Source organism: Bifidobacterium sp. UTBIF-78 (assembly GCF_006408945.1).
Classification (GTDB): domain Bacteria; phylum Actinomycetota; class Actinomycetes; order Actinomycetales; family Bifidobacteriaceae; genus Bifidobacterium; species Bifidobacterium myosotis.
The window spans coordinates 1-21,948 of record NZ_JFAO01000054.1; the positions used below are offsets into that span (position 1 = coordinate 1).

Annotated in this window: 19 protein-coding genes; 8 read left to right on the plus strand and 11 right to left on the minus strand. The window is 61.6% G+C overall.

Annotated elements, in window-relative coordinates; genetic code table 11:
- Nucleotides 1-726: 726 nt before the first annotated feature.
- From BG22_RS09690 to BG22_RS09700, 3 genes are all read right to left on the minus strand, one after another.
- Nucleotides 727-1,596 carry a substrate-binding domain-containing protein gene (locus BG22_RS09690; RefSeq protein ID WP_258186319.1) on the minus strand — a complete coding sequence of 290 codons (870 nt, stop codon included), beginning with the start codon at nt 1,594-1,596 and terminating at the stop codon, nt 727-729.
- 547 nt (nt 1,597-2,143) lie between these two features.
- Entirely contained in the window at nt 2,144-4,984 is a 2,841-nt protein-coding gene (locus BG22_RS09695; protein ID WP_140495130.1) for an ABC transporter permease, read from the minus strand.
- 13 nt (nt 4,985-4,997) lie between these two features.
- Entirely contained in the window at nt 4,998-5,699 is a 702-nt protein-coding gene (locus BG22_RS09700) for an ABC transporter ATP-binding protein (protein ID WP_140495132.1), read from the minus strand.
- A 136-nt stretch (nt 5,700-5,835) separates the two neighbouring features.
- On the opposite strand from BG22_RS09700, the gene BG22_RS11260 reads away from it, so the two are divergent.
- Both BG22_RS11260 and BG22_RS09710 read left to right on the plus strand, forming a co-directional pair.
- Nucleotides 5,836-6,489 carry a TetR/AcrR family transcriptional regulator gene (locus BG22_RS11260; protein ID WP_223851946.1) on the plus strand — a complete coding sequence of 218 codons (654 nt, stop codon included), beginning with the start codon at nt 5,836-5,838 and terminating at the stop codon, nt 6,487-6,489.
- A 123-nt stretch (nt 6,490-6,612) separates the two neighbouring features.
- Nucleotides 6,613-7,980 carry an ATP-binding protein gene (locus BG22_RS09710; protein WP_181163479.1) on the plus strand — a complete coding sequence of 456 codons (1,368 nt, stop codon included), beginning with the start codon at nt 6,613-6,615 and terminating at the stop codon, nt 7,978-7,980.
- A gap of 210 nt (nt 7,981-8,190) precedes the next feature.
- On the opposite strand, the gene BG22_RS09715 is transcribed toward BG22_RS09710, so the two are convergent.
- The 5 genes from BG22_RS09715 to BG22_RS09735 form a co-directional block, all read right to left on the minus strand.
- On the minus strand, nt 8,191-9,180 hold the full coding sequence (locus tag BG22_RS09715; RefSeq protein WP_140495136.1) for a 3-hydroxyacyl-CoA dehydrogenase family protein: 990 nt from the start codon (nt 9,178-9,180) through the stop codon (nt 8,191-8,193).
- Between the two features lie 257 nt (nt 9,181-9,437).
- A complete protein-coding gene (locus BG22_RS09720) occupies nt 9,438-9,752 on the minus strand; it encodes a cupin domain-containing protein (RefSeq protein WP_140463199.1) in 315 nt (104 codons plus the stop codon).
- A gap of 269 nt (nt 9,753-10,021) precedes the next feature.
- Entirely contained in the window at nt 10,022-10,876 is an 855-nt protein-coding gene (locus BG22_RS09725; protein ID WP_258186320.1) for a class I SAM-dependent methyltransferase, read from the minus strand.
- Nucleotides 10,877-11,126: 250 nt separating this feature from the next.
- Nucleotides 11,127-11,996 (minus strand): sulfite exporter TauE/SafE family protein, encoded by an 870-nt coding sequence (locus BG22_RS09730; protein ID WP_140495138.1) that lies wholly within the window; start codon nt 11,994-11,996, stop codon nt 11,127-11,129.
- A 651-nt stretch (nt 11,997-12,647) separates the two neighbouring features.
- Nucleotides 12,648-14,114 (minus strand): MFS transporter, encoded by a 1,467-nt coding sequence (locus BG22_RS09735; RefSeq protein WP_140495141.1) that lies wholly within the window; start codon nt 14,112-14,114, stop codon nt 12,648-12,650.
- 491 nt (nt 14,115-14,605) lie between these two features.
- Between BG22_RS09735 and BG22_RS09740 the strand changes: the two genes are divergently transcribed.
- Entirely contained in the window at nt 14,606-15,127 is a 522-nt protein-coding gene (locus BG22_RS09740) for an NAD(P)H-dependent oxidoreductase (protein WP_094667292.1), read from the plus strand.
- On the opposite strand, the gene BG22_RS09745 is transcribed toward BG22_RS09740, so the two are convergent.
- Complete coding sequence (locus BG22_RS09745) at nt 15,106-15,414, minus strand: hypothetical protein (protein WP_140495143.1); 309 nt, start codon at nt 15,412-15,414, stop codon at nt 15,106-15,108. The genes BG22_RS09740 and BG22_RS09745 overlap by 22 nt on opposite strands.
- Nucleotides 15,415-15,698: 284 nt before the next feature.
- On the opposite strand from BG22_RS09745, the gene BG22_RS11370 reads away from it, so the two are divergent.
- Entirely contained in the window at nt 15,699-16,484 is a 786-nt protein-coding gene (locus BG22_RS11370) for a sugar O-acetyltransferase (RefSeq protein WP_140495145.1), read from the plus strand.
- Here BG22_RS11370 and BG22_RS09755 read toward each other — a convergent pair.
- Nucleotides 16,468-17,274 carry a methyltransferase domain-containing protein gene (locus tag BG22_RS09755; protein ID WP_140495147.1) on the minus strand — a complete coding sequence of 269 codons (807 nt, stop codon included), beginning with the start codon at nt 17,272-17,274 and terminating at the stop codon, nt 16,468-16,470. The two genes, BG22_RS11370 and BG22_RS09755, sit on opposite strands and share 17 nt — an antisense overlap.
- A 196-nt stretch (nt 17,275-17,470) precedes the next feature.
- Here BG22_RS09755 and BG22_RS09760 point away from each other — a divergent pair, with 196 nt between their 5' ends.
- Together BG22_RS09760 and BG22_RS09765 are read left to right on the plus strand one after the other, a co-directional pair.
- Nucleotides 17,471-17,833 (plus strand): type II toxin-antitoxin system RelB/DinJ family antitoxin, encoded by a 363-nt coding sequence (locus BG22_RS09760; protein ID WP_140495149.1) that lies wholly within the window; start codon nt 17,471-17,473, stop codon nt 17,831-17,833.
- Nucleotides 17,833-18,348 carry a PIN domain-containing protein gene (locus BG22_RS09765; RefSeq protein ID WP_140495151.1) on the plus strand — a complete coding sequence of 172 codons (516 nt, stop codon included), beginning with the start codon at nt 17,833-17,835 and terminating at the stop codon, nt 18,346-18,348. The genes BG22_RS09760 and BG22_RS09765 overlap by 1 nt, the downstream gene beginning before the upstream one ends.
- A 47-nt stretch (nt 18,349-18,395) precedes the next feature.
- On the opposite strand, the gene BG22_RS09770 is transcribed toward BG22_RS09765, so the two are convergent.
- Complete coding sequence (locus BG22_RS09770) at nt 18,396-19,757, minus strand: MFS transporter (RefSeq protein WP_258186321.1); 1,362 nt, start codon at nt 19,755-19,757, stop codon at nt 18,396-18,398.
- A gap of 282 nt (nt 19,758-20,039) precedes the next feature.
- On the opposite strand from BG22_RS09770, the gene BG22_RS09775 reads away from it, so the two are divergent.
- Both BG22_RS09775 and fetB read left to right on the plus strand, forming a co-directional pair.
- Nucleotides 20,040-20,945, plus strand: coding sequence for a LysR family transcriptional regulator (locus tag BG22_RS09775; RefSeq protein ID WP_140495153.1), 906 nt, complete (start codon nt 20,040-20,042; stop codon nt 20,943-20,945).
- A gap of 120 nt (nt 20,946-21,065) precedes the next feature.
- Entirely contained in the window at nt 21,066-21,857 is a 792-nt protein-coding gene (fetB, locus tag BG22_RS09780; protein WP_140495155.1) for an ABC transporter permease, read from the plus strand.
- The last annotated feature ends 91 nt before the right edge of the window (nt 21,858-21,948 follow it).

Consider the following 21,948-nt stretch of genomic DNA (forward strand, 5'->3'; position numbering starts at 1 on the left):
GAAGCCACAAACCGCATCGACAATTGCGGAATGACCGCAGATAACCTCGCCCGCCGCACCGCCATACAGACTATTCGAAAGTCGCGAGCCGTACAAAGCCAGGTGTACACGGCCAAGGCTTTCCGCAATCGTCAAAAACAAAATCGCATGCCTCATCCGCCTTCGGACCGGCGCGGCGGTCACGGCCGTCGCCCTGATGTCCGCGGTCCTGCTGGCAGCGGGCATCGCCGTCGGCCTTGCCCGCCGACGCCTCGCCTGACGATCACACGCAACGGAGCCGCCCGCCACCCGAACCACGGGAGGCGGGCGGCTCCCCCATGTGCGGAACCCGCACCAAGGCTCTTCTGATTTTGGCGTGTAGGTCCGACGGGTCCGCGAAAACATTCGCCCATCCGTCCGACACCCGGCCGGCCCAAGCTCCCGCACCCTATCCGTGACGCAATCGAACGAGCCCGAAAAAAGGTTTTCGACCCATGGCAGCCACCTATGACACCTATGACACCTATGACATTCCATGGGCCAAAAACCTGAAAAGCAATATCAGCGAGGGATCTTATGCCTGTTCCGGCGAGCGACCTTCACTCGTCGACAAACCTGTCAGTACTGGCGTTCGCCGGAGTCGAGGGCGGCCTGCGCCTGCGCCTGGTCGAACGTCTTGGACTCCACGATGGTGTTCTCCTCCACCGACTTGCCAGCGAGATGGTCCTCGACAGCCTTGGCCGTGGCCTAACCGAACAACGGGTTGGTCTCGATGTCGAATGCCAGATCACCCTTCGCCACCGCCTCGAGCGCGGCCTTCGTGCCATCCACGGCGATAATCTTCACCTTGCCCTTCATGCCGGCCGCATCCACGGCCTGCGCGGCACCCAGACCCATCTCATCGTTCTGGGCGAAAATCCACGAGATGTTCTCGCTCTTGTACTTATCAAGCAGGCCGGCGGTCACGGTCTTGGCCTCGTCGGTGGACCAGTTGGCCGACTGGGACTCGAGAATCTTCTGGTTGGAGGCGATCTTCGCATTGAAGCCCTTGGTACGGTCCTTGACCACGGACAAGCCGGCCGGGCCCTCCAAAACGATGCCGTTGGCACCGTCCGGGAAGTTCTTGTTCACGTATTCAGCGGCCTGTTCGCCCTGCCACTCGTGATCCGGGCCGATGTAGGCGACCACGGCCTTCTTCGCCTCGGCGTCTTTCACCTCCACATGACGATCCACCGTGAACACCGGAATCTCCGCCTCGGCCGCCTTCTTCAGGGAATCATCCCAACCCGAATCCTCAGTGGAGGACAACACAATCGCATCCACCTCGTCGTTGACGAACTTGTTGAACGCCTGAATCTGCTTCTGCTGGTCGTTGTTCTGCGTCGGCGCATACACCAAATCGAAACCGGCCTTGTCAAACGCCGCCTTGATATCGTTCTCATTAGCCGTACGGTAGCCACCCTCGGGACCGACCGCCACGAAACCGACGGTCTTCTTGCCACTCTTGGAACCGGAATCCCCTGCGTCCGAAGCTGTACTGGAACCGCAGGCGGCCACGGACAGCAGAACCGCGGCGGATGCAACGATGGCAATGGTCTTCTTCCAATTGATATTCATATCAATAACTCCTCATTGAGTCGACTGTCGCATCAGCGTCGGGCAGCCATGCCCCGCATCCGCAGCCATTCACCGGGAAACCCAGCCCGACGACACGGCATAAAGACGAAACCGCTCCCGCAGAATCAGCGCGACCAACCCCAACACCGATTCCGGAAACGGCACCACATCATAGTGGCACCCCACCTCCTCATGCAGGTCACACACGACAATCATGGTCCAACCACAGAACCCCAACAACCATAACCACGTGTTTGCGTTACCATGCAACATCCTACACCGTCATCCGCCGCGCTTCAATCTGTCACGCTTGGGAAACCAGCCCCGACCACGCCAACGATTCCGGCGCAAAGGCGCTCCATCGACGCCGACACCACGGGCCGGCGAGAATCCCGAGACGTCCCTCAGTCTCCGGAACCGCTGCACCATCGCATGATCCGGTGCTGCGCGAGGCCCCAAAGTCCCCGCGCAACACCGCAGCCACGCAGCCGTGCAACATCTCAGCTCCCGACTACGCAGCCACCCACAGCTGCGTCGCGTAACAACATCACTCCGGGCTCTTGAGGGCGCCGACCATGTCGATGCGGTCGAGCGACTTGTTCGTCGCCTTCTCCACAATCACCGTGAAACCGAACGCCAGCAGCGCGGCGAGCGCGTAGCAGTACCAGGCCACATGCGGCACGATGTTCATGCCGGGCAGGTTGAGCTGGCCCAGCAGGAACCCGAGCAGACCACGGCCGCACGGCAGACCGATCACAATGCCGATGGCAGCCAGCAGCAGCATCTCCTTGTTGACGTAGCCATGCACCTCCTTCTTGCGGAAGCCGAGCACCTTGATGGTCGCCAGTTCGCGTTCGCGTTCGGAGATGTTCGTGGAGGCGAGCGTGTAGAGCACCACCACCGCGAGGATCGCCGCCATGACCACGATGAAGCCGATCATCACGAAGAAGATGAGGAAGCTCTTGGCGAAGTCGCGCGTCTGCTTGGCGGTGCTCACCACCGTCAGGTATTCGTCCTGTCCGGTCAGGTCATCGGCGAACGCGATCTGCGCGTCGCCGTCGCCCTTCACCTTGATGAGGTCGGCGTTGAGCGCGAGGTCCGTATCGTCATCCACATCGAACGCGGCCCGATAGGCGGCTTCGGACATGACCACGATGTTGCCGGTGTAGTACTGGGCCACGCCGGTAACCTTCACCTGGGCGGTATCCATCATCGCATCGGCGATTTCGACCGTGCCGCCGGCGTCCAGACCGAAGGTCTTCGCAGCATTCGCGGTGACGACCGCCGTGGCCTCGCTCCCCTCGTCCAGCGCGATGGGCTGGCCGTCCGTCGTATGCAGGTCGAGGTAGCCGTCAAGCGACTCGCCGTCCGGGATGACCATGAGCTGCACGGTCAGCTTGCCGTCCTCGGCGGCTCCACCATTATCGGTCTCACCGGACTCGCTATTACCGGCGTCACCTTCACCGGCCTCACCGTTACCGTCAACGTCACCGCCCGCGGACAGCGTCGCGCTCTCCAGATGCAACGGGACCGACGACTCCACCGCATCGTCGCCGTCCAGCGCCTTCTGCGCCTTGTCGTGGTCGGCGGGCTTGGTCACGGCCATCACGTCGTAGGTGGCGATCTCGCCGAATTGTCGGGGCATCATCGTCATCGCGGAGGAGGCCATGCCGAAACCGGCGGTCATGAGCGCGGTGCATCCGAGCACGCCGATGATGACCATAAACGCACGGGACTTGTAGCGGAACAGGTTGCGCGCGGTCACCTTGCCGAGGAAGCTCAGATGATTCCAGACGAAACCGATGCGCTGCAGCACGATGGTCTTGCCGGCCTTCGGCGCCTTCGGGCGCAGCAGTTCTACCGGCTGGAGCCGCAGCGAGCCTGCGCACACGGCCATCGCGCTGCCGGCGATGAGCACGAGGAACAGCAGGATGCCGCCGATGCCGATACGCCAGTCGATGATGAGCGGATAGGTCGGGATCACATAAAGGATGTGCAGCATGCGCTTGGTGAACACGAACGGCAGCCCGGCCAGACCGATGAGGCCGCCGACCACACCTCCCGCGAACACCGCCGCGGACGAGTAGATGAGATACTTGAGCATCGTCTCGCCGCGCGTGTAGCCAAGGGCCTTGTACGTGCCGATCAGCTGACGATCCTCCTCCACCATGCGGGCCACGGCGGTCAGGCTCACGAGGATCGCGATGACGAGGAACAGGATCGGGAACAGCTTGCCTAGGCGGGAAATCATCTCGCCTTCGGTCTTGACGTCCGCGTAGCTGGCCAAGGCACTGCGGTCGCGGATGATCCAGTTGGCCTCCGGCAGGGCGTCGAGCTTCGATTCCAGCTGGGATTCGGCGTCAGCGATCTTCTGCTCGGCGGTGGCCTTCATCGGGCTGCCATCGGGCAAGGCCGCGATGGTTCGCTTCTGTTCGTCCAGTTTGCTCTCGACCGGCTCGCGCACGGCATCCTTGATGGCGTCGGTGCGGGCCTGTTCGCGGGATGATTGGATCTTCTCGATACCGGTCTGGGCCCGTTCGACCAGCGCCAGATAATCGTCTTCATATGTGTTGAGGTCGGCGGCGCCGTCCACGCTGATGAGCGCGGACGTGTACGGCGCATCCGTCTCGGCCACGGCTTCGGGCGAGACGAACAGCGGGTAGACGGTTTTGGCGCCGGAGATCAGCGCCATCGGGCCGGACGGGTTGACGATGTCGTTCGGGTCGATGACGGTGCCGACGATGGTGTACTCGCCGGTCGCGAACGTGTCGGAATCGGATTCGCTCGACGTATCGGACGAATCGGACGAATCGGACGAATCACCGGACGACGAATCAGATGAACCGGACGCCCCGGAAATCAGCTGCGCCACGGACGTGGATTCGTCCAGCGTGAACGTCAGCGTATCCCCCAACGCCTTGCCGCTGTCGGTCAGATACTGCTCGGTGACGGCGATCTCGCGCGCCTTCTCCGGCAGGCGACCATCAGTCAGATACGGCTGGTCAAGGCCCTGATCGTTCAGCGCGGTCACCGTGGCGGACGACTGCTTGCCGTCGATTCTGGTGTATGCGCTGGCCGACCGCTGGCCGGCGACCGCGCCCACGCCGTCCACATCGGACAGGGCCTTGACGTCGTCATCGTCGAAGCCGTAGGTGGAGACGATGCTCAGATCGTGCATGTCGGTCTTGTCAAAGAAACCGTCGAGACCGCCGCGCAGATCGTTACTGATGGACGAAAGCGCGCCCATCATCATCACACCGACCGCGACGATCACCGCGATCGCCGCGAATCGTTTGCCGTTGGATGCGATGGCGCGCCAGGCATCCTTGTAGAGCGCGGCGCGTTTCGCTCGCACGCGCCGTTTCGCGTGTTGTTGTGCATGTGCCATAGCGTTCACCCCTTTACCATTCGATGTCCGCGATGGGCGTCGGATTGGCGTTCATCGTGATTTCGGTGACCTTGCCCGAGCGGAAGCGAATCAGGCGGTCACCCATCGGCGCGAGGGCGGAATTGTGGGTCACCAGCGCCACGGTGATGCCGCGGTCGCGGCAGGCGTCCTGCAGCAGCTGAAGAATCTGCTTGCCGGTGTTGTAGTCGAGCGCGCCGGTAGGCTCGTCGCACAACAGCAGCTTCGGGTTCTTGGCGAGCGCGCGGGCGATGGCGACGCGCTGCTGCTCACCGCCGGAGAGCTGCGCCGGGAAGTTGCCGAGACGGTCGCTGAGTCCGACTTTCTCCAAGGTCTCGCGGGCATCGAGCGCGTCGGGGCAGATCTGCGAGGCGAGCTCCACGTTCTCCAGGGCCGTCAAGTTGGGCACGAGGTTGTAGAACTGGAAGACGAAGCCGACGTCGAAACGGCGGTAATCGGTGAGTTCCGCCTCGCTGGCCTTGACGATGTCCTTGCCGTCGATGGTGACCGTACCCGAAGTCGCGCGGTCCATGCCGCCGAGGATGTTGAGCGTGGTGGACTTGCCGGCGCCGGATGCGCCGAGGATGATGGCGAGCTCGCCCCGCTCGATGTCGAAGGTGGCGTGGTTGAGCGCCAGAACAGCCGATTCTCCGCTGCCGTACTGACGCACGACGTCATGGAATTCCAGGAATGACATGGTGGTTGGTTCCTCTCGTTAATCACTCGACACTATGTCGTCGGATAACACGATAATGAGGTCATCGCCGTACATCAATCAACAATTTCCCGGAATCTATCGAGCGATTCATGCGAATCACCAAGGAGCGCACCTCATGGCCAAGAAGAACCCGGAACTGACCGGTCAGACCATCCGCAATATCAAGGAGGCGTTTTGGAAGCTTTATGAGGAGAAGCCCATCGAGAAGATCAGCGTCAAGCAGATCACCGATCTGGCCGGCTACAACCGGGCCACGTTCTACCTGTACTTCTCCTCGGTGCGCGACGTGCGTGACCAGATCGAGGACGACCTCATCGCCCAGCGTGACGCGATGCTCAACGCATCGATGCATGACGGCAAACTTGCCATCACCCCGGAACTGACGGAGGTGCCCATGACGCTGTTCCGCTACGGCAAGGTGCTGCTCGGCCCACATGGCGACCCGAAGTTCGTGGAGCGCGCCGAAAACAGCGTCTGGCCGTACATCCAGCCGATCCTCTTCCCCGACACACCCAACATCGAGGACATCAAGGACCCGCGGGAACGCCGGCGGCTGGAACTGCTCAAGCATTTCTACCTCTCGGGCATCCTCGGCCTGTTCCGTGCGGCGCTCAATAACCCCGACCTCATCAACCCCACCGAAATCGGCCGGTTCATGTCCGAGGAGCTCCTCCCCCGCATCGTGCCGCGGGACGCGGGCGCTGGCGCTGGCGCGGGTGAAAGCCAAACATCCAAACCCAACGAGCGCGCCGAAAGCGCCCGCGCATAACTGGAGCAAAAGACCAACCTCAATCTTCACTTTTCACAAGAGAAGATTCACATCAATCTTCATCTCCAGCGAGTGAAGATAGGATATAATCTTTACTGTCAGCAAATGAAGATGGAGAGCATTATGTCGTTGTCATCGTTGATCGCCGAATATCTCGACTTTCGAGTCCCCGAATACATTGAACGCGACAGCGCATCCATCGAGGTTCCCGAACCGGCGCGCAACAATGTGATCTACACCATCACCGGCGTACGACGATGCGGCAAAACCTATGCCATGTACCAGCTCATGGACCGGCTTATCGCCGCCGGAGTTCCGCGTACAAAGCTGTTCCACTTCTCATTCGACGACGAACGCATCATGCCGTTCACCGACCACACGCTCGCCGACCTTCTCGATACCTATTACCGCATGGTGCCTGACGCTTTGGATGGCTGCTATCTTCTTTTCGACGAGATTCAAGAGGCTCCATATTGGACGAACTTTATCCGACGTGTAGCCGAACAGCATAACGTCACTATTGTGCTCACCGGTTCCTCATCGAAGTTGCTGTCCTCGGACATCCCGACGAATTTCCGTGGGCGCTCACTATCAAGGGAGATGTGGCCTCTGAGCTTCAGGGAATACTGCCTATTCCATGGCATTTCCACAACGAGCGTCGCCGGCGAATACCCTGCGAACACGCGAAGGCCGCTGCAATCCGCATGCAACGACTATCTCAACACCGGAGGATTCCCCGCAGTGCAACGCATGGGCACGCTCGACCGCATGCGTATGCTGCAAGGATATGCCGATGAGATTGTCACCAAGGACGTTCTGGAACGATTCGGCACCACATCCCTGCGCGTTGCCACACGATTCTCCCGCAATGCGTTACGGTCCACAGGACTCAAATTCTCCGTCAACGCGCAGGTCAAAGCGATGCGAAGCATGCAGATACCTGTCTCCGGCGGCAAACTATATGATTTGATGGATGATTTCGAAGATGCACACCTGCTGTTTAAGGTAGGCGACTTTACCCTTTCCATACGGGACAATCCCAAGACCCCGTACAAGGTGTACTCCGTGGACCCCGGACTCTCCCTCGCGGTGGCCCCAGCCAACCATCTCGACCTCGGACAACGACTGGAGACGGCGGTGTTTGTCGAACTCAAACGACGCTACGGCGGCAATCGAACCAATACCATCGCCTCGTATTCAGCTGCCAATTGTCCGGAAGTGGACTTCATCGTCGGAGACGAGGCGACCGGAGAGCCGTATCAGCTGATTCAGGTCGCCGCGCAGACCGGCATCGACCGTACTGCGGTCACGGACTTCGGCGATCAATCATTAAGCGACAAGTTCCGCAGTGAAATCGGCAATCTATCAGCAGCGATGAGCAATACCGGGTTGAACCACGGCACCCTCATCTCACTAGACGAGAAAGGTGAAATCACCGTGCCAACGGGAACCATCGAAGTGATTCCCGCATGGCGATGGTTCCTGCAATGAGTTCCATCCGACAACATCATTTAGAGCTTGCGAAAATAACCAAAAATATCCAGAGAAGCTGAAAATCTCAGGCATTGGCATATTCGCGATCAATGGAACGTAGCCCATCCACGGTAGGCTTCACCCACATGAACCAGTGGTGGAGGAACGATTCCCCTTCAGCTCCGAACGTGGAGGAAAGAATCTGACAAACCGCATCCAATCCCATGCTCACTGCTCTACAGCGGCATCGTCCTTCAGAGCCTGGAGCAAGGCCGCGTCACGCTGCTCGATAATACGTTTGCCGGTCTCGCCTTGCCAGGAGAAGAAACCGCGCCCGGTTTTCGCGCCGAGGTCGCCGGCCTTGACCTTCTCGGCGAGCAGCGGGCTCGGACCGGTGCCGTTGTCCATGTCGTCGAACAGGTAGGTGCTGATGTTGTAGAACACGTCGAGGCCGCCCAGATCGATGCTGGCGACCGGACCGACCAGATTCCAACGCCGTCCAAGGCTGTACTTCATCACGTCATCGACGGTGGCGGCGTCGGCGATGCCCTCCTGGATGATGTGGAACTCCTCGCGCAGCACGGCCATCTGCAATCGGTTGCCGATAAAGCCGAGCGCCTCACGGTTGAGCTTCGCCGGCTTCTTGCCGATGCGGCGCATCAGCTCGACGGTGGTGTCGAGTACCTGCGGGTCGGTGCGTTCGCCCGGCACGACCTCGACCAGCGGCATGAGGTGGGCGGGATTCCAGAAGTGCGCGACTACGAACCGTTCCGGGCGTTCAAGCACGGAAGCGATGGCGGTCGGGCTCAGTCCGGACGTGTTCGTGGCGAAGATCGCCTCCTTGGGCGCAAACTGTTCAATCTCACGCCAGGCCTCACGTTTGACGTCGAGGTTCTCGGCGATCGCCTCGATGATGAAGTCGGCGTCGGCGACCCCCTGTTCGTAGCCGATGACCGGCGTGATGCGTGCGAGCACGTCGTCCACGCTCTCGCCGTCACGCAGCAGGCCGGCGTCCGCGAATGTCCCGGCGTCCGCACGGATGTTAGACATCGCGCGGTCCAGCGACGATTCGCTACGTCCGACGAGGCGCGTCGCACACCCGGCGAGCGCGAACTGCAACGCGATGGCGTGACCCATCGTGCCTGTGCCCACATTGGCGACGGTCCTAATGTCGTCAAGGCCCACGGTCGGGCCGGCTCCACGTTGCGTCAACCCCATATTCGTCTCCATTCCAGCTTCCATGCCCATGGCCTCCCATCATCGGAATCAAGGAATCACTCGGGTAATTCCCCGAGCGCTCACCGACATCAATGACGCATCGGTCAATGATGCATCCTGACAAACACCAGTGTAGGCGCATCCTCGGCGTAGACCCATTGCCGAGGGAATTCCGCGATGATCTCGTCCCGCGGGGAATCGCTGGCGACATTGGCGCGCCGGTCCGTGCCGGTCAGCGCCGGTCCGTGCCACGTCGGTCAGCGCCGCATCATGATGAGCATCATTTTCGACGCCTCCTCAGCGTAGACCGCGTGGGGCAGCCGGGTCGGGAAGTGCAGGATGCCGCCGGGCACGAGGTCCACGGTCCTGCCGCCGCCGGTCACCTTGAGATGGCCTTCGAGGCATTGCACGAGCACCGGCATCGCGGCGGTGTGCTCGCTCAGCTCCTGGCCCTTGTCAAAGGAGAACAGCACGACGTTCGCACCCTCCACCTGCATCACGGTACGTGAGACCGTGGCCTCGGGCTGCACCTCGACCATCGGGGCGAGTGCGTCGATGAACTCCATCACCATCGGCTGGCCGGCGTTGGTTTCGTCCGTCGCTTCGGATGCCATGCTGTTGGGAGTTGTGGTGTTGGGCGTTGCACCGTTGGTCATATCGGGACTCCTTTATTCCTATCCGTACAATCCGTACGTCTTCGTTCCGTCGCCTACCGGCCGTCCGTGGCCGGCTTACGGCACCGGGCACCATGATTGCGTACAATGCCCGGCACCGACGATTCATCGATTTTCAGCTTAATCGCATCCAGACACGTCAGACGCGATTCACGCCGCATATGTCGTCAACCCTTGCGGCGCACCACGAAGGCGATGCCGGTCAGCGCGTCGCCGTAGGTGTTGAACACGCGGCGCATCTCAATCACGCGCGCACGCAGATCCGGATGTGTCAACACGTTGCGCATGATGCGCAGCACGCCGGCCAGCCCTTCGTCCGCGATATTGCGGCGCATCTTGAGCAGCGCCATCGGCTCGACGCCGTGCCAGAGCACCTCGAATCCTTCCGACTCGAGCAGCGCACGCCATTCGGCGGCGGTGAGCGGTCTCGCGTTCACCTTGATGGCCCGCGCAAGGTCCTTGCGAATCGACTCCTTGATGGACTCGTCAAGATCGTCGGGCGCGAGTCCCATCTCATGAATCGCATACAGTCCACCCGGTTTGAGGATGCGATGCGCCTCGCCGATAATCGCGCGTTTGCCGCGTTCGGACTGCATGGTGAGCATCGCCTCGCCGATCACGACGTCAGCGGTCTCATCCGGTAGACCGGTCCGCGAGGCATCCGCCTCGATGCAGGTGCCGCCCACCGACGCGGCCAGCGGACCGATGATTCTGACCACCTGCTCATCCCGGTCGACGCCGGTGTAGCCGGCGGGACCGGCGTCGAGAATCAGCCGCGTGGTGCGACCGAGTCCCGGCGCGAACTCCACCACCCGCTTGCCCGCGATCGGCGCATGCGACAGCATCCGCTTGGTGAGTTTCTCCCCGCCCGGTCGCAGCACGCGCTTGCCGAGACGGGCCAACACCCAATGCCCCTGCATATGCTCCGCATCGCGGCCGGCCTGCGGCAACTGCGATTCCGTGAGACCATCCCCGCGGCCGTTACCGATTTCGTCCTTGCGTTCCTTCATACGTTCATTCACGGCACCCAGCATACGGAATCAATACCATCCAAAACAGTCTGGTTTTTCCGTGCGGATTGTGGTATATGGGCCGTTCACGCCGTGTTCAGCCTGTCCGGCGGCAAATCGAACGCGGCGAACGTAACGTATTGCCCCGCCGGAGACGCGGACGAGATGCGTTTGCCTACAGCACAGTCGCACGAGTGCGCCTCAGCCCACCACCGCACGATGCTTCGCGCATGGTCCAATGCTTTATGCATGGCCCGACGCGTCACAGGAACAGGCGAATGACCGCCACTACGGACAGCGCGTAGACGAGCACGCTGAACGCGGACTGGCTGACGCGACGTGCCACCCAGCGGCCACAGAGTACGGCGATAATCACCAATGGAATCGTCCAAGCCATCGCCGTGAAGTTCGCCCAGGTAATCATGTTGAGGCCGATGGCAAACGGCAGCTTGACCATGTTGATAATCAGATAGAACCATGCCGTGGTGCCGAGGAAGCGCATGACCGACAGGTTTTCGGACAGGAAGTAGATGGAGGTGATCGGCCCGCCAGCGTTGGCCACCATCGTGGTGAAGCCGGCGAGCGCGCCGCATACCACGCGCTTGGCCAATGCGAACGTTTTCGCGCCAATGGTGTGTGGCACGGCAGACGACCGTGCATCCGAATCATCCGCCGTCGTCGTACCGTCCGGCTTCACGGCATCTGATGCATCGGCCTTCGACGGTTCCGCCTCGGCCTGCCCGGACCGTCCGACCGTCCTGCGCTCGGCAAGTTTTTTGCGCGCCAATGAGAGGAAGTACATCGAGACGAACACCGCCAGAATCACGCCGATGGTCAGACGGGTGACCGTGTTGTCCGCCACGAACAGGAATCCGGCGCCTGCCGCGATGCCGATGGCGACGAACGGGAACAGCCGGATGAGCGAGCGGCGCGACACGTTGCCCCGGTACGCCCAGATGGCGCTCCAATCGGCCACGATCGCCATGATGAGCGTGATGCCGGTGGCCTCCTTGGCGGGCATGACGGCGGTGAGCGCGGCCACGGCGAGAATGCCCGCACCGGGTGCCAATGATTTATCCAATCCGTACAGCACCGCGGCGATCGCCACCACGGTCATCACACCAACCGTCATCCGTCAATCCTTCCTCGCATGGCACCCGCATGTGCACGTTCCGCATCAGCAAACGATTGTGGTCTCAGCATGATTACCTGCAATCGCCAACGCCGGCATTATGCCACACGCTCCGACCCCTGCGCATGACATGGCATGCGGGATGCGCCGGGCGTCACGCCGGTGTCACGCCGGGACGCAAATGCAATATCGCCCTTTTTGCACATGCGTCCCAAATCACTGCGGGGCGCACGCGCATTTCGACCAATAATGCACTTGCGTCCCACACCCAGCATCACGAAATCGGCGGAATACCGCCATCGCCCAGAAAAACGGCCGAAAGAGCCAGTGGGACACAAATGCATATCGGCCTATTCTGCATTTGCGTCCCACAGCCGGGCAACAGCCACAGCCATACCGATTCGCCCAACACGCATCGAACATATCGACGCGCGGCCTTCCACATATCGCAATCGGAGGAATCCTCATTCCCTCCGCAATCCAATCAGACGCCCATCTCCGACGCCATGTCGTCCTTCAAGGCGCGCAAGACCCCATAGGGGCGCCCCGGCAACTGTTCTTAGCGTCTCCCGGGGCGGCTTCGGCCCTAGCCGCCGCTCCTATACGACTCGCCGCCGCCATAAGTACCATTGCGTTCATCCATACATTCGCTCACCCAGCCGCACCCGCCACAGCAGACGTGTCCCGCCTCGACAGCATGCGCACGTACCAGGCAACGGGCAGGGTGAGCAGCCCGCCGGCGATGAACACCCAGGAAATCGGGATCACGTCGGCGAGCGGCGCGAAGACGAGCATGCCCAGCGGCATGCCGAACGTGGCGAACGTGTTGTCGAGGCCGAAGACACGGCCGGTCATCGACTCATCGGATTCGGACTGCATGATCGTGCGCATCGGGCCCACACACATGGCCGCGACGACGCCGTTAAGCACGTCGATGATGAGATACGCGAGCAGGTTCGGCGCAGTGCCCAGACCGATGACGGTGACGCCCACCATCGCGATGCCGAACGCCACCATGAGCATCTGCGCTCGGGCCCCGCGCAGCAGTTTCGCGCCGAACGCGGACATGAGCGCGCCGCCCAGCAGCATGCCGATGCTCAATCCGAGCTCGTTGGCGGCGAGTTTGTCGGAGGCGGTGGTGAGGTTGACGAATCCGAGGTTCAGGTCGATGCCTTCGTATTCGCGTGTCATGAGCAGCAGGGTGAGGTTCATCGGCGCGACGGACATGAAGCAGGTGAGCGCATCGCCCAGGATCACGCCCTTGAGGAACGGACGTCCCATCGCATAAGTGAATCCGGCCTTGAGATCAGCTGCCGAGCGCCGGAATGTGGAGGCCAGCACCGCCGCGATTGACCGGGAGTCCTCGGCTCCGGACGCCGCTTCGCCCTCCAACCGCCCGGCCGTCGCAGGCCCGGACGAAGCGACGTCCGCGGACACCACGCCCGACTTGCGCGGCACACGAATCATCGCGACGAACCCGACGCCGATAACCGCCGTCGTCACATCGACGAGCAGAATCGACCACAGCGGTACCGTGTTCACCAGCACGGCCGCAATCGCCGGCGCGGCGATCCTGTTCGCCGAATCAATCACGCCATACACCGAATTGACGCGCAGCAACTTGCACGTAGGCGTCACATCGGGAATGAACGATTGCACGGCGGGCATCTGAATGCCGCCTCCCACCGCGCGGATGAACAGCACTACGAAAATCACCGACAGATTCGCCCAGCCGAGCGCGAAACTCACCGATAGCATCACCGTGACGCCCGCGATGATGAGGTCGGGCAGCATAATGAGCATCTTGCGGTTGTACCGATCGGCCATCGATCCGCCGAACATGGAGACGATGGCCTGCGGCACCACGCCGAACAGCGTGGCGAGCAGCATGGCCGAGCCGGTGCGGGTCTGCATGACGATCCACCACCAGATGGAGTACTGCACGATGCTGGAGCCCAGTAGCGAGAAGGCCTGACCCGTAAACAGCAACGCGACGCGACGAAGCCAGCCATCCTCGTGCGGGTCGGGCGGGTCGGGCGGTACGGCAGAGACGGAGGCAGAACCGGCCCTATTCATGTTCTGGACGTCAGGGTCCGAAAATTGAGACGATTGAGACATGTGTGTTGTTGTTCACTTCCTGCGCGTACAACGCAAAAGGGCTTCCCCACCCTGCTTATGAATGTGCATGCATTCGATTGCGTGATGTACGTTTCTGTGATTGCGTTCGATTGCATTGGATAACGGCTTTCGACATACGACCGGATATCGACCCTTGCGACGCATTGGCGCGCGGGGGACATGCGGATGCGACATGCCGGAGCCCCTATCGGGCTCGCCGCGCCGGCACTAGATCGCCGGCTTGAACGCGACCGGCGCGTTCGTCGTCATGAAGCAGAAGAAACACATGAGGCTGACCATAACGTCCCTCGCCGACAAGCCCCACCAATGAGCCGCGAGAGCATCCGCGTTCGCCTATAACGTAGAGCAGGGTGTCGATGGGCGCGTCGTGCACGTCGTTTGCGACACTGATAACTGAATCGGCGCTTTCGTATACGCGAATATGCGAAAGGCCGTCGCCCGATTATCACCATCGAGAAAAAGGAGTAACCATGAAGACTCTGGTGCTGGTGTTCCACCCTGACCTCAAGGGCCAGTCGCACGTCAACAAGGCGCTGGCCGAGGCCGCCGCCGAACTGGACAACGTGACCGTTCGCGACGAGTACGCGCTGTACCCGGACGGCAAGATCGACGTGGCCGCCGAGCAGAAGGCCGTCGAAGAGGCCGACCGTGTGGTCTTCCAGTTCCCGCTGTACTGGTTCTCCTCCCCGGCGCTGCTCAAGAGCTGGGAGGACGAGGTGCTGCAGCACGGCTGGGCATACGGTTCCGAAGGCCACGCCTTCGAGGGCAAGGAATTCGGCGTGGCCGTCTCCACCGGCTCTCCGGAGACCGCCTACCAGCCGGACGGCTCCAACAAGTTCGTCATCGACCAGGTGCTCACCCCCTTCCAGGGCACGGCCAACTACGTGAGCGCCACCTGGATCAAGCCGTTCGTGACGTTCGGCGCCTTCGGCATCACCGATGAGGCGCTGTCCGCAGCCACCAAGGCCTATCAGGAAGCGCTGTCCGCCTGATTGAGATACGGCTCGCAGATCCGAGCGCAATAGTCACAGATGCGCTGCTCGGCGAGGTCCGCCGCATCGTGCCGCAATACCGGCTGCTGCTTGAGGCCGGATACGGCGGCCGCATCATCGACGCAATCCAGCAGAACATGAACCGCAGTCCTCTGGTCCGCGAAATCGGCCCCACGCAATGCCAGCCGATTCTGGGCCGGCGCGATCTGCACCGTACTCGAGCAGTGGGTGCGCGGCGATATGGACGCTCCAGACGACGAATTGGCGGACATCATGACCGCGCTCATGCATCGCGGCGTCGAGACCGCCGCCGAATTCAGCACCGGATGCATGCCCGAACGGGACGAAACATAAGTTTCGCACGACATCGACTTGCGTTTCGTCCCACTTTGCCGCCCCCAAACGGGGCGAAACGCAAGTCGGCCTCGTCGCTGACTTATGTTTCGTCCCGTTTTCCAGCCATAGCCACAGGGCATAGCATGGCTACACATGACACTATTGGACGCATGACCCGCATATCGATTCAATGGGAGGCAAGCACCGCACTTCATGTGAATATAAGGAACCGTATATGACTGGGACACTCCAAGACTTCCCCGCACCCGCAACCCATCCAGCCGCAGCCCGCCCAAACGTGAATCATCCGGATACCGCACTGCCGAACACCTCAGACCACCGGAACACCCCAGACCACCGGAACATCCCGAACCATCAGCACACCTCAGACCTTCAACAGGCCCCGGACCATCATGGCATCCCGCATGCCCTGAATATCCTCGTCCGTGACCGCGGCGGCGAGCCGGTCTCGCCGGACGAACCGGAATACGAGGCGATCGCGTCCATCATCGGTACGACGAAACGGCTGTGCGCCGAGCTCAATACCGGCTGGCACGAGCCGGAGGAGGCACACGAGCTATTCGAACGCATCGTCGGACATCCGGTGGACCCGTCGTTCCGCTTCAACCCGCCGTTCTATACGGATTTCGGCCATAACATCACCATCGGCCGCAACGTGTTCATCAACTGGAACTGCACGTTGATGGACCGCGGGGGCATCACCATCGGCGATGATTCGCTCCTAGGCCCGAACGTGCAGCTCATCACCATCAACCATCTCAAGGATCCCCACCGTCGCACCACCACGGTATGCCGGCCGATCGTCATCGGCCAACGCGTGTGGATAGGCGCGGGCGCGACCGTGCTGCAAGGCGTCGAGGTCGGCGACGGTGCGATCATCGGCGCGGCAGCGGTCGTCACGAATGACGTGCCGGCAGGGGCGATCGTGGTCGGCAATCCCGCGCACGTCATCGGGCAGGTCGGAGCGCCCACCCAAAGCCGTACTACCGTACCGCAGTGAAGAAGAAGCGCGGGAAGGGGAAGATGATGCTGCCGTCGGACTGGGTCGGATATTCCTCCCGCACGCGGGCGAACACCTCCGACTCGAAAGCGCGGCGTTCCTCATCGGTCGCCAGCGCCTGCAGGTACGGGCGCAGACCGGTGCCGCGATACCAGTCCATGATGGCCTCATGCGAGGGAAGCGTGTGCATGTACGTGGTCTTCCACATGCGGAACGTTGCGGCGTACGTATGCAGCAGTTCCCAGTATTCCGGTGGCGTGAGGTTGTAGAACTCACGCTGTTGCGGCAACCGGTCCGCATAGGCCGGCGAATGGACCACTTCGCCGATGATGCGATGAATCGGCTCCTCGTAGTTCATCGGCGTCTGCACGGCCAGGACGCCGCCCTTATGCAAGCGTCCCAGCAGCCGTGGAATCAAGCGGCGATGATTCGGCACCCATTGGATGCAGGCATTGGAGAACACTACGTCGAAGTCTCCCGGCAGATCGGCAAGGCCAAGGATGGCCCCGGTCTCCGCAGACTCCACGGACACGTCGCACAGCGCGAAATCGATATCGGGATGCGCCTTGCGCGCGGCCTCGATCATCTCCGGCGAACTGTCCACGCCGAGGATCTCGGCGTGAGGATAGCGCTCGCGCAACACAGCCGTGCTGTTGCCCGGCCCGCAGCCGATGTCGAGCACGCGCCGGACCGACCCGTCGTCGGGCGGCAGCTGCATCGCCAGATCACGCGACGGCTGCGTGCGCTCACGATTGAACCGCAGATACTGTTCCGAATCCCATGTGACCATGCGTCCGACGCTAATCGGAGACCACGAATGTCCCATAATCCCGTTCACATGCCGGACACTTGCAGACTGCTCGCCTCGCCGGGCAGCAAATCCCCTGCATGAGTCGCAATGACCGACCTCAATCGAATCCACGAGCCCCTGAATAACGTCTGTTGCTATACTGTATAGCAACAGACGGCTTGAGAAGGAGCCCGATATGACAATGACACAGATGAACGTGCGCATCGACGACAAGCTCAAGGATGACGTCGATACGGTGCTGCGCGAACAGGGCGTCTCCCCCAGCGACGTGATACGTTCGCTATGGCGCTATATCGCCGACAGAAGACAGGTGCCGCGTCTGGAAACGACGACGGAGGAACAGGCCCGCAAGCAGCGCCGGATGCGCAGGCTCACGATGATCGACGCCTCTTCAGGACTCATACAAGAGGAACTCCTGCGCGCAGGAGTCATCGACGAAGACACAAATCTTCTGGCCGGGCAGACCCGGCAAGACATTCGCGCGGATGTATACGACCAGAAGCTCGATGACTATCTGAACATGGCAAGGAGCGTCTGATGAAGCGCCCGAATCCCCAGCGTGTCCTTCTGGATACGAACGTGCTGCTGGATCATCTGCTGCAACGCGACGGGCACGCGCAGCAGGCAAGACGAGCCCTGGAGGCATGCGCGAACCATGACGTGGCATTGCTGTGCGCCTCGACATCGCTGAAAGACATCGCCTACATAGCCGAGGCGATGGTTCGCAGACAATTCAAGCAGGGAGAATCGGCTCTGGAAAACGAGACCCTGCACATGCTGGTACGTCATGTACCGTGGCGTTGCGTGGAGCAGGCACGAGCATTATGCGACATCGCGTCAATCGACCAGCAGACCTGCGACGACGCCCTTGTCTTGCGTCCCAGACATGACGATTTCGAGGACGATCTCATCATCGCGGCCGCACGGCAGTCCGATGCGGACTGCGTCATTACATCCGATGCCGAGCTGATCGAGCATTTCCCGGAATACTGCGTCAGTCCAAGTCATATCGTGCAATCTTTCACGGCCAATGACGAATCCGACGATCGCTGACAACGGTAAGAGAATTGCATATGACATGGATTCCACCCCACTCGGCGCTATGCGACAATCATCCGCTCATCATTCCAGCGCAACAGCTCATAGAGCAGGACGACCATAAGCAGTACGGCGGAAACGAGGAACACCGACCTCAGCGCGAACGTGAGCGAGGGCAGGAACGTAGCCACGACGCCGAACACGGCCACGCCGCATGCGCCGCCGACCTGACGGAACGTGTTGAACATGGCGGACGCGATGCCCGCCTGCGCCGAATCCACGCTTTTCAGCACCACGCCTGCGGCGGCCGGGGTGGTGATGGCCGCACCGAATCCGACGACGCTCAGCCCGGTCGCAATCAGCCACACCGGAATCGGCGCCGGGGTCACGAATTCGATGAGGAAGCCGACTATCATGATTCCCAAGCCCAATGTGATCGAGAACTTCGAACCCCGCGCATTGATGATCTGCCCGCCGATGAGATTGCCGAGTATCGTCACGAACGCGGACGGCACGAACACCAGTCCGGCCGCGAACGCGCCCATGTGCCGCTCGTTCTGCAGGAACATCGTGCAGATGAACACCATCCCGTACCAGTTGAAGATCATGACGAAACCGATCATGAGCGCGACCTGCATGCCGCGCACCCGGAACAGTCCGAGCGGCATCATCGGCACGGCGACCTTCGACTGCGAGAACACGAACAGCACCAGCCCAGCCACGCCGGCGACCAGCAGACCGAGCGCGACGGGTGAGGCGACACCCAGCGCCCCCACCTCGATGATGCCGGCGATGAGCACCGCCAGCCCCACCAACGCGAGCGTCTGACCCACCCAGTCAAACCGCGTGATGCGTTTCGGCGACGGGGCGATGCGCAGTGTGAGCGCCAACACCAGCAGACAGAACGGCACGTTGATCGCAAACACCAGACTCCAGTGAATCGGCGTCAGCAAACCGCCGAGCAACGGACCCACCGCCGATGCGGACGCTCCGCCCGCACCCCACAGCGACAGCGCCCACGCGCGTCTTCTCGGGTCCGGATTGGCCTCGTTGATCAGGGACATCGAAGCGGGCAGAATCAACGCCGACGCCACGCCGAGCAGGCAGCGGCCGACCACCAACGCCATCATCGACCATGCGAACGCGCTGAACAGCGAGGCCGCAGCGAACAGCACAGCCCCGGCGACGAACACACGCTTGGCGCCCCAGCGGTCGGCGAGGTTGCCCGCGAACAGCAGCAGCGCGGCGAACAGCAGGCTGTATCCATCGACCACCCATTGCTGGGTGGCCATGTCACCGCCCAGTTCGACCGTGATGGTCGGCAACGCCACGTTGACGATGAGCACGTCCATACCGACCAGAAACGAGGCGATGGCCGCGGCGGCCGTGGTCAGGACGGACGAATACCGCGTAGACGACTGCACTTGTTACCCCATCCATTCATATACCATGAGTTATTGCCTGCGACAGTATACGATGGATGAAGCTTGCGATATCATGCTGTATTGATGATTGTGGTTTATGATGTATGAACTATAGGTTTATACACAAGCAACTACCGCAAGCAGTTGCCGCACGACGCACGCGTACGCTGGGATGCCGATGGGATACCACCGGAATGCCACGCGAAGATGGCTCGGCAACGGCAAGTGGACCGAAATACCGGGAATACCAGAAACACCAAGGCATAGGTCAGGTCATCGGCAATGTACGACAAACGACTGGACGCCGTCATCGCGGCGGCGGAAGCCGGCAGTTTCGCGCAGGCGGCACGACGGTTGAACATTTCCACCCCTGCGCTGGCCAAACAGATCAACACGTTCGAGCGGGAATACGGTCTCACGTTGTTCGCCCGTTCACGCAGCGGCGTAACGCCGACCGAAACCGGGGCGGATTTCATCGAAGACGCCATCATAATCCGGCGCCAGTGCCGGGAGATGCTGCGCAAAGCGCAACGCCACGCGGTCTCGGAGGCCGCGCCCGTCCGTCTGGGCGTCTCCATACTGCGATCCGGCCGGCGCATCCTCGACCTGTGGCAACGGGATGCCGGCCGTCACCCGCAAATTCGCCTGGAACTGGTTTCGATGCCGGATGATACCGAAACCATCGACAGTCTCATCACCCATCTCGGCGAATCCGTAGACATGATCGCCACCGCCTTCGACGCCGCCTATTGGGGCGATGTCTGTGGCACGCTCACACTCGATCGGGAGCCATTATGCGTGGCGGTGCCGCGAGACCACGCACTTGCCCGCAGGCCATTCGTATCGTTGCCGGACCTTGAAGGCACCCGCCTTCACCTGCTCAGTCGGCATCACGGCGGCAACGACCGGGCGCGGGATCTACTGGAACGGCATCCCGCCATCGAACTCGTGGACATCGACCACTATGACCTCGATACGTTCAACGAATGCGCCCAGTCCGGTGATCTGCTCATCTCGAAGCCGATGTGGGACGACGTCCATCCGCAGCTGGTCAACGTGCCGGTCGAATGGCCCGAACCCATCGGCCTCGACTACGGCCTGCTCTACCCACGGGACCCCTCCCCCGCCGTCACGGCCTTCATCGACCGCATCCGCGAGCTCAGCAAGTCGAGACCGACAGCTGGCTGAATCCCTCTTGGGGCCGTCCAACGCGGGCGCGGCACCCACGGCGGCGAGCAGGACGGCGAGCACGGTGACTGGAATGCCATCGGATACGAACCTGAGCACGACGGCAGGGAGGGTACGGGCATGAGCGGCAACGCCTATGACATCGATATCTGGGGCCTCCTCGTAGCGCTGGCGATGGTGACCGTCACGGCGGGTATCAGCGAGCTCATGCGCATCAACATCGGCAAGACGCTGCTATGGTCCGCCTGCCGTGCGTTGCTGCAGCTGTGCGCGATGGGATTCGTGGTCGGCTATGTGATTCGCACGAACAACGTGTGGTTGGTGTTCGCGGTGATCGCCGTGATGCTGGTAGCTGCCGTGCAGATCACGCTGTCACGCGCCAAAGGCGTGCCGAAGGGACTGGCCGGCCCGGTGCTGCTGAGCCTGACCATCACGATGCTGCTCATGATCTCGCTGGTGACTGAGCTTGTGGTGCGGCCACACCCATGGTACACGCCGCAGCTCGTCGTGCCGCTGACCGGCATGCTGCTGGGCAACACGGTCTCCGCGCTGGCGGTCGGGCTGAGCCGGTTCTACGAGAGTATGGGCGAGCGGCGCGACGAGATCGATACGATGCTCGCACTGGGCGCCACCGCCTGGGAGGCGGCGCGGCCGTCCATCGTCTCCTCGATTCGGCTGGGGCTCCTGCCCACCACGGCCACGCTCGCCTCCTGCGGCATTGTGATCATCCCGGGCATGATGGCCGGTCAGGTGATTGCCGGCGGCGACCCGCTCGAGGCCGCCAAATACCAGTTCGTCGTGTTCGCCGCCATCGCGGCGCTGACGTTGGTGGCGGACAGTCTCATCATGGCGATGGTCTACCGCACCTGCTTCACCGCCGACGACCAGTACAAGCCGCCGGCAATGCGGTAGCCGAGAGCGGCTCATCGTCGTTCAACGAACAAAACGGGACGAAACATAAGTTTCTTACGATACCGTGTTATGTTTCGTCCCGTTTTGATAC

Coding starts and splice junctions, on each gene's coding strand:
- BG22_RS11260 (WP_223851946.1), top strand. CDS start 5,836: ATGGCCAAGAAGAACCCGGAACTGACCGGTCAGACCATCCGCAATATC.
- BG22_RS09710 (WP_181163479.1), top strand. CDS start 6,613: ATGTCGTTGTCATCGTTGATCGCCGAATATCTCGACTTTCGAGTCCCC.
- BG22_RS09720 (WP_140463199.1), bottom strand. CDS start 9,752: ATGGTGATGGAGTTCATCGACGCACTCGCCCCGATGGTCGAGGTGCAG.
- fetB (WP_140495155.1), top strand. CDS start 21,066: ATGAGCGGCAACGCCTATGACATCGATATCTGGGGCCTCCTCGTAGCG.
- BG22_RS09730 (WP_140495138.1), bottom strand. CDS start 11,996: ATGACGGTTGGTGTGATGACCGTGGTGGCGATCGCCGCGGTGCTGTAC.
- BG22_RS09690 (WP_258186319.1), bottom strand. CDS start 1,596: ATGAATATCAATTGGAAGAAGACCATTGCCATCGTTGCATCCGCCGCG.
- BG22_RS09700 (WP_140495132.1), bottom strand. CDS start 5,699: ATGTCATTCCTGGAATTCCATGACGTCGTGCGTCAGTACGGCAGCGGA.
- BG22_RS09715 (WP_140495136.1), bottom strand. CDS start 9,180: ATGGGGTTGACGCAACGTGGAGCCGGCCCGACCGTGGGCCTTGACGAC.
- BG22_RS09760 (WP_140495149.1), top strand. CDS start 17,471: ATGACAATGACACAGATGAACGTGCGCATCGACGACAAGCTCAAGGAT.
- BG22_RS09765 (WP_140495151.1), top strand. CDS start 17,833: ATGAAGCGCCCGAATCCCCAGCGTGTCCTTCTGGATACGAACGTGCTG.
- BG22_RS09695 (WP_140495130.1), bottom strand. CDS start 4,984: ATGGCACATGCACAACAACACGCGAAACGGCGCGTGCGAGCGAAACGC.
- BG22_RS09740 (WP_094667292.1), top strand. CDS start 14,606: ATGAAGACTCTGGTGCTGGTGTTCCACCCTGACCTCAAGGGCCAGTCG.
- BG22_RS11370 (WP_140495145.1), top strand. CDS start 15,699: ATGACTGGGACACTCCAAGACTTCCCCGCACCCGCAACCCATCCAGCC.
- BG22_RS09775 (WP_140495153.1), top strand. CDS start 20,040: ATGTACGACAAACGACTGGACGCCGTCATCGCGGCGGCGGAAGCCGGC.
- BG22_RS09755 (WP_140495147.1), bottom strand. CDS start 17,274: ATGGTCACATGGGATTCGGAACAGTATCTGCGGTTCAATCGTGAGCGC.
- BG22_RS09745 (WP_140495143.1), bottom strand. CDS start 15,414: ATGAGCGCGGTCATGATGTCCGCCAATTCGTCGTCTGGAGCGTCCATA.
- BG22_RS09735 (WP_140495141.1), bottom strand. CDS start 14,114: ATGTCTCAATCGTCTCAATTTTCGGACCCTGACGTCCAGAACATGAAT.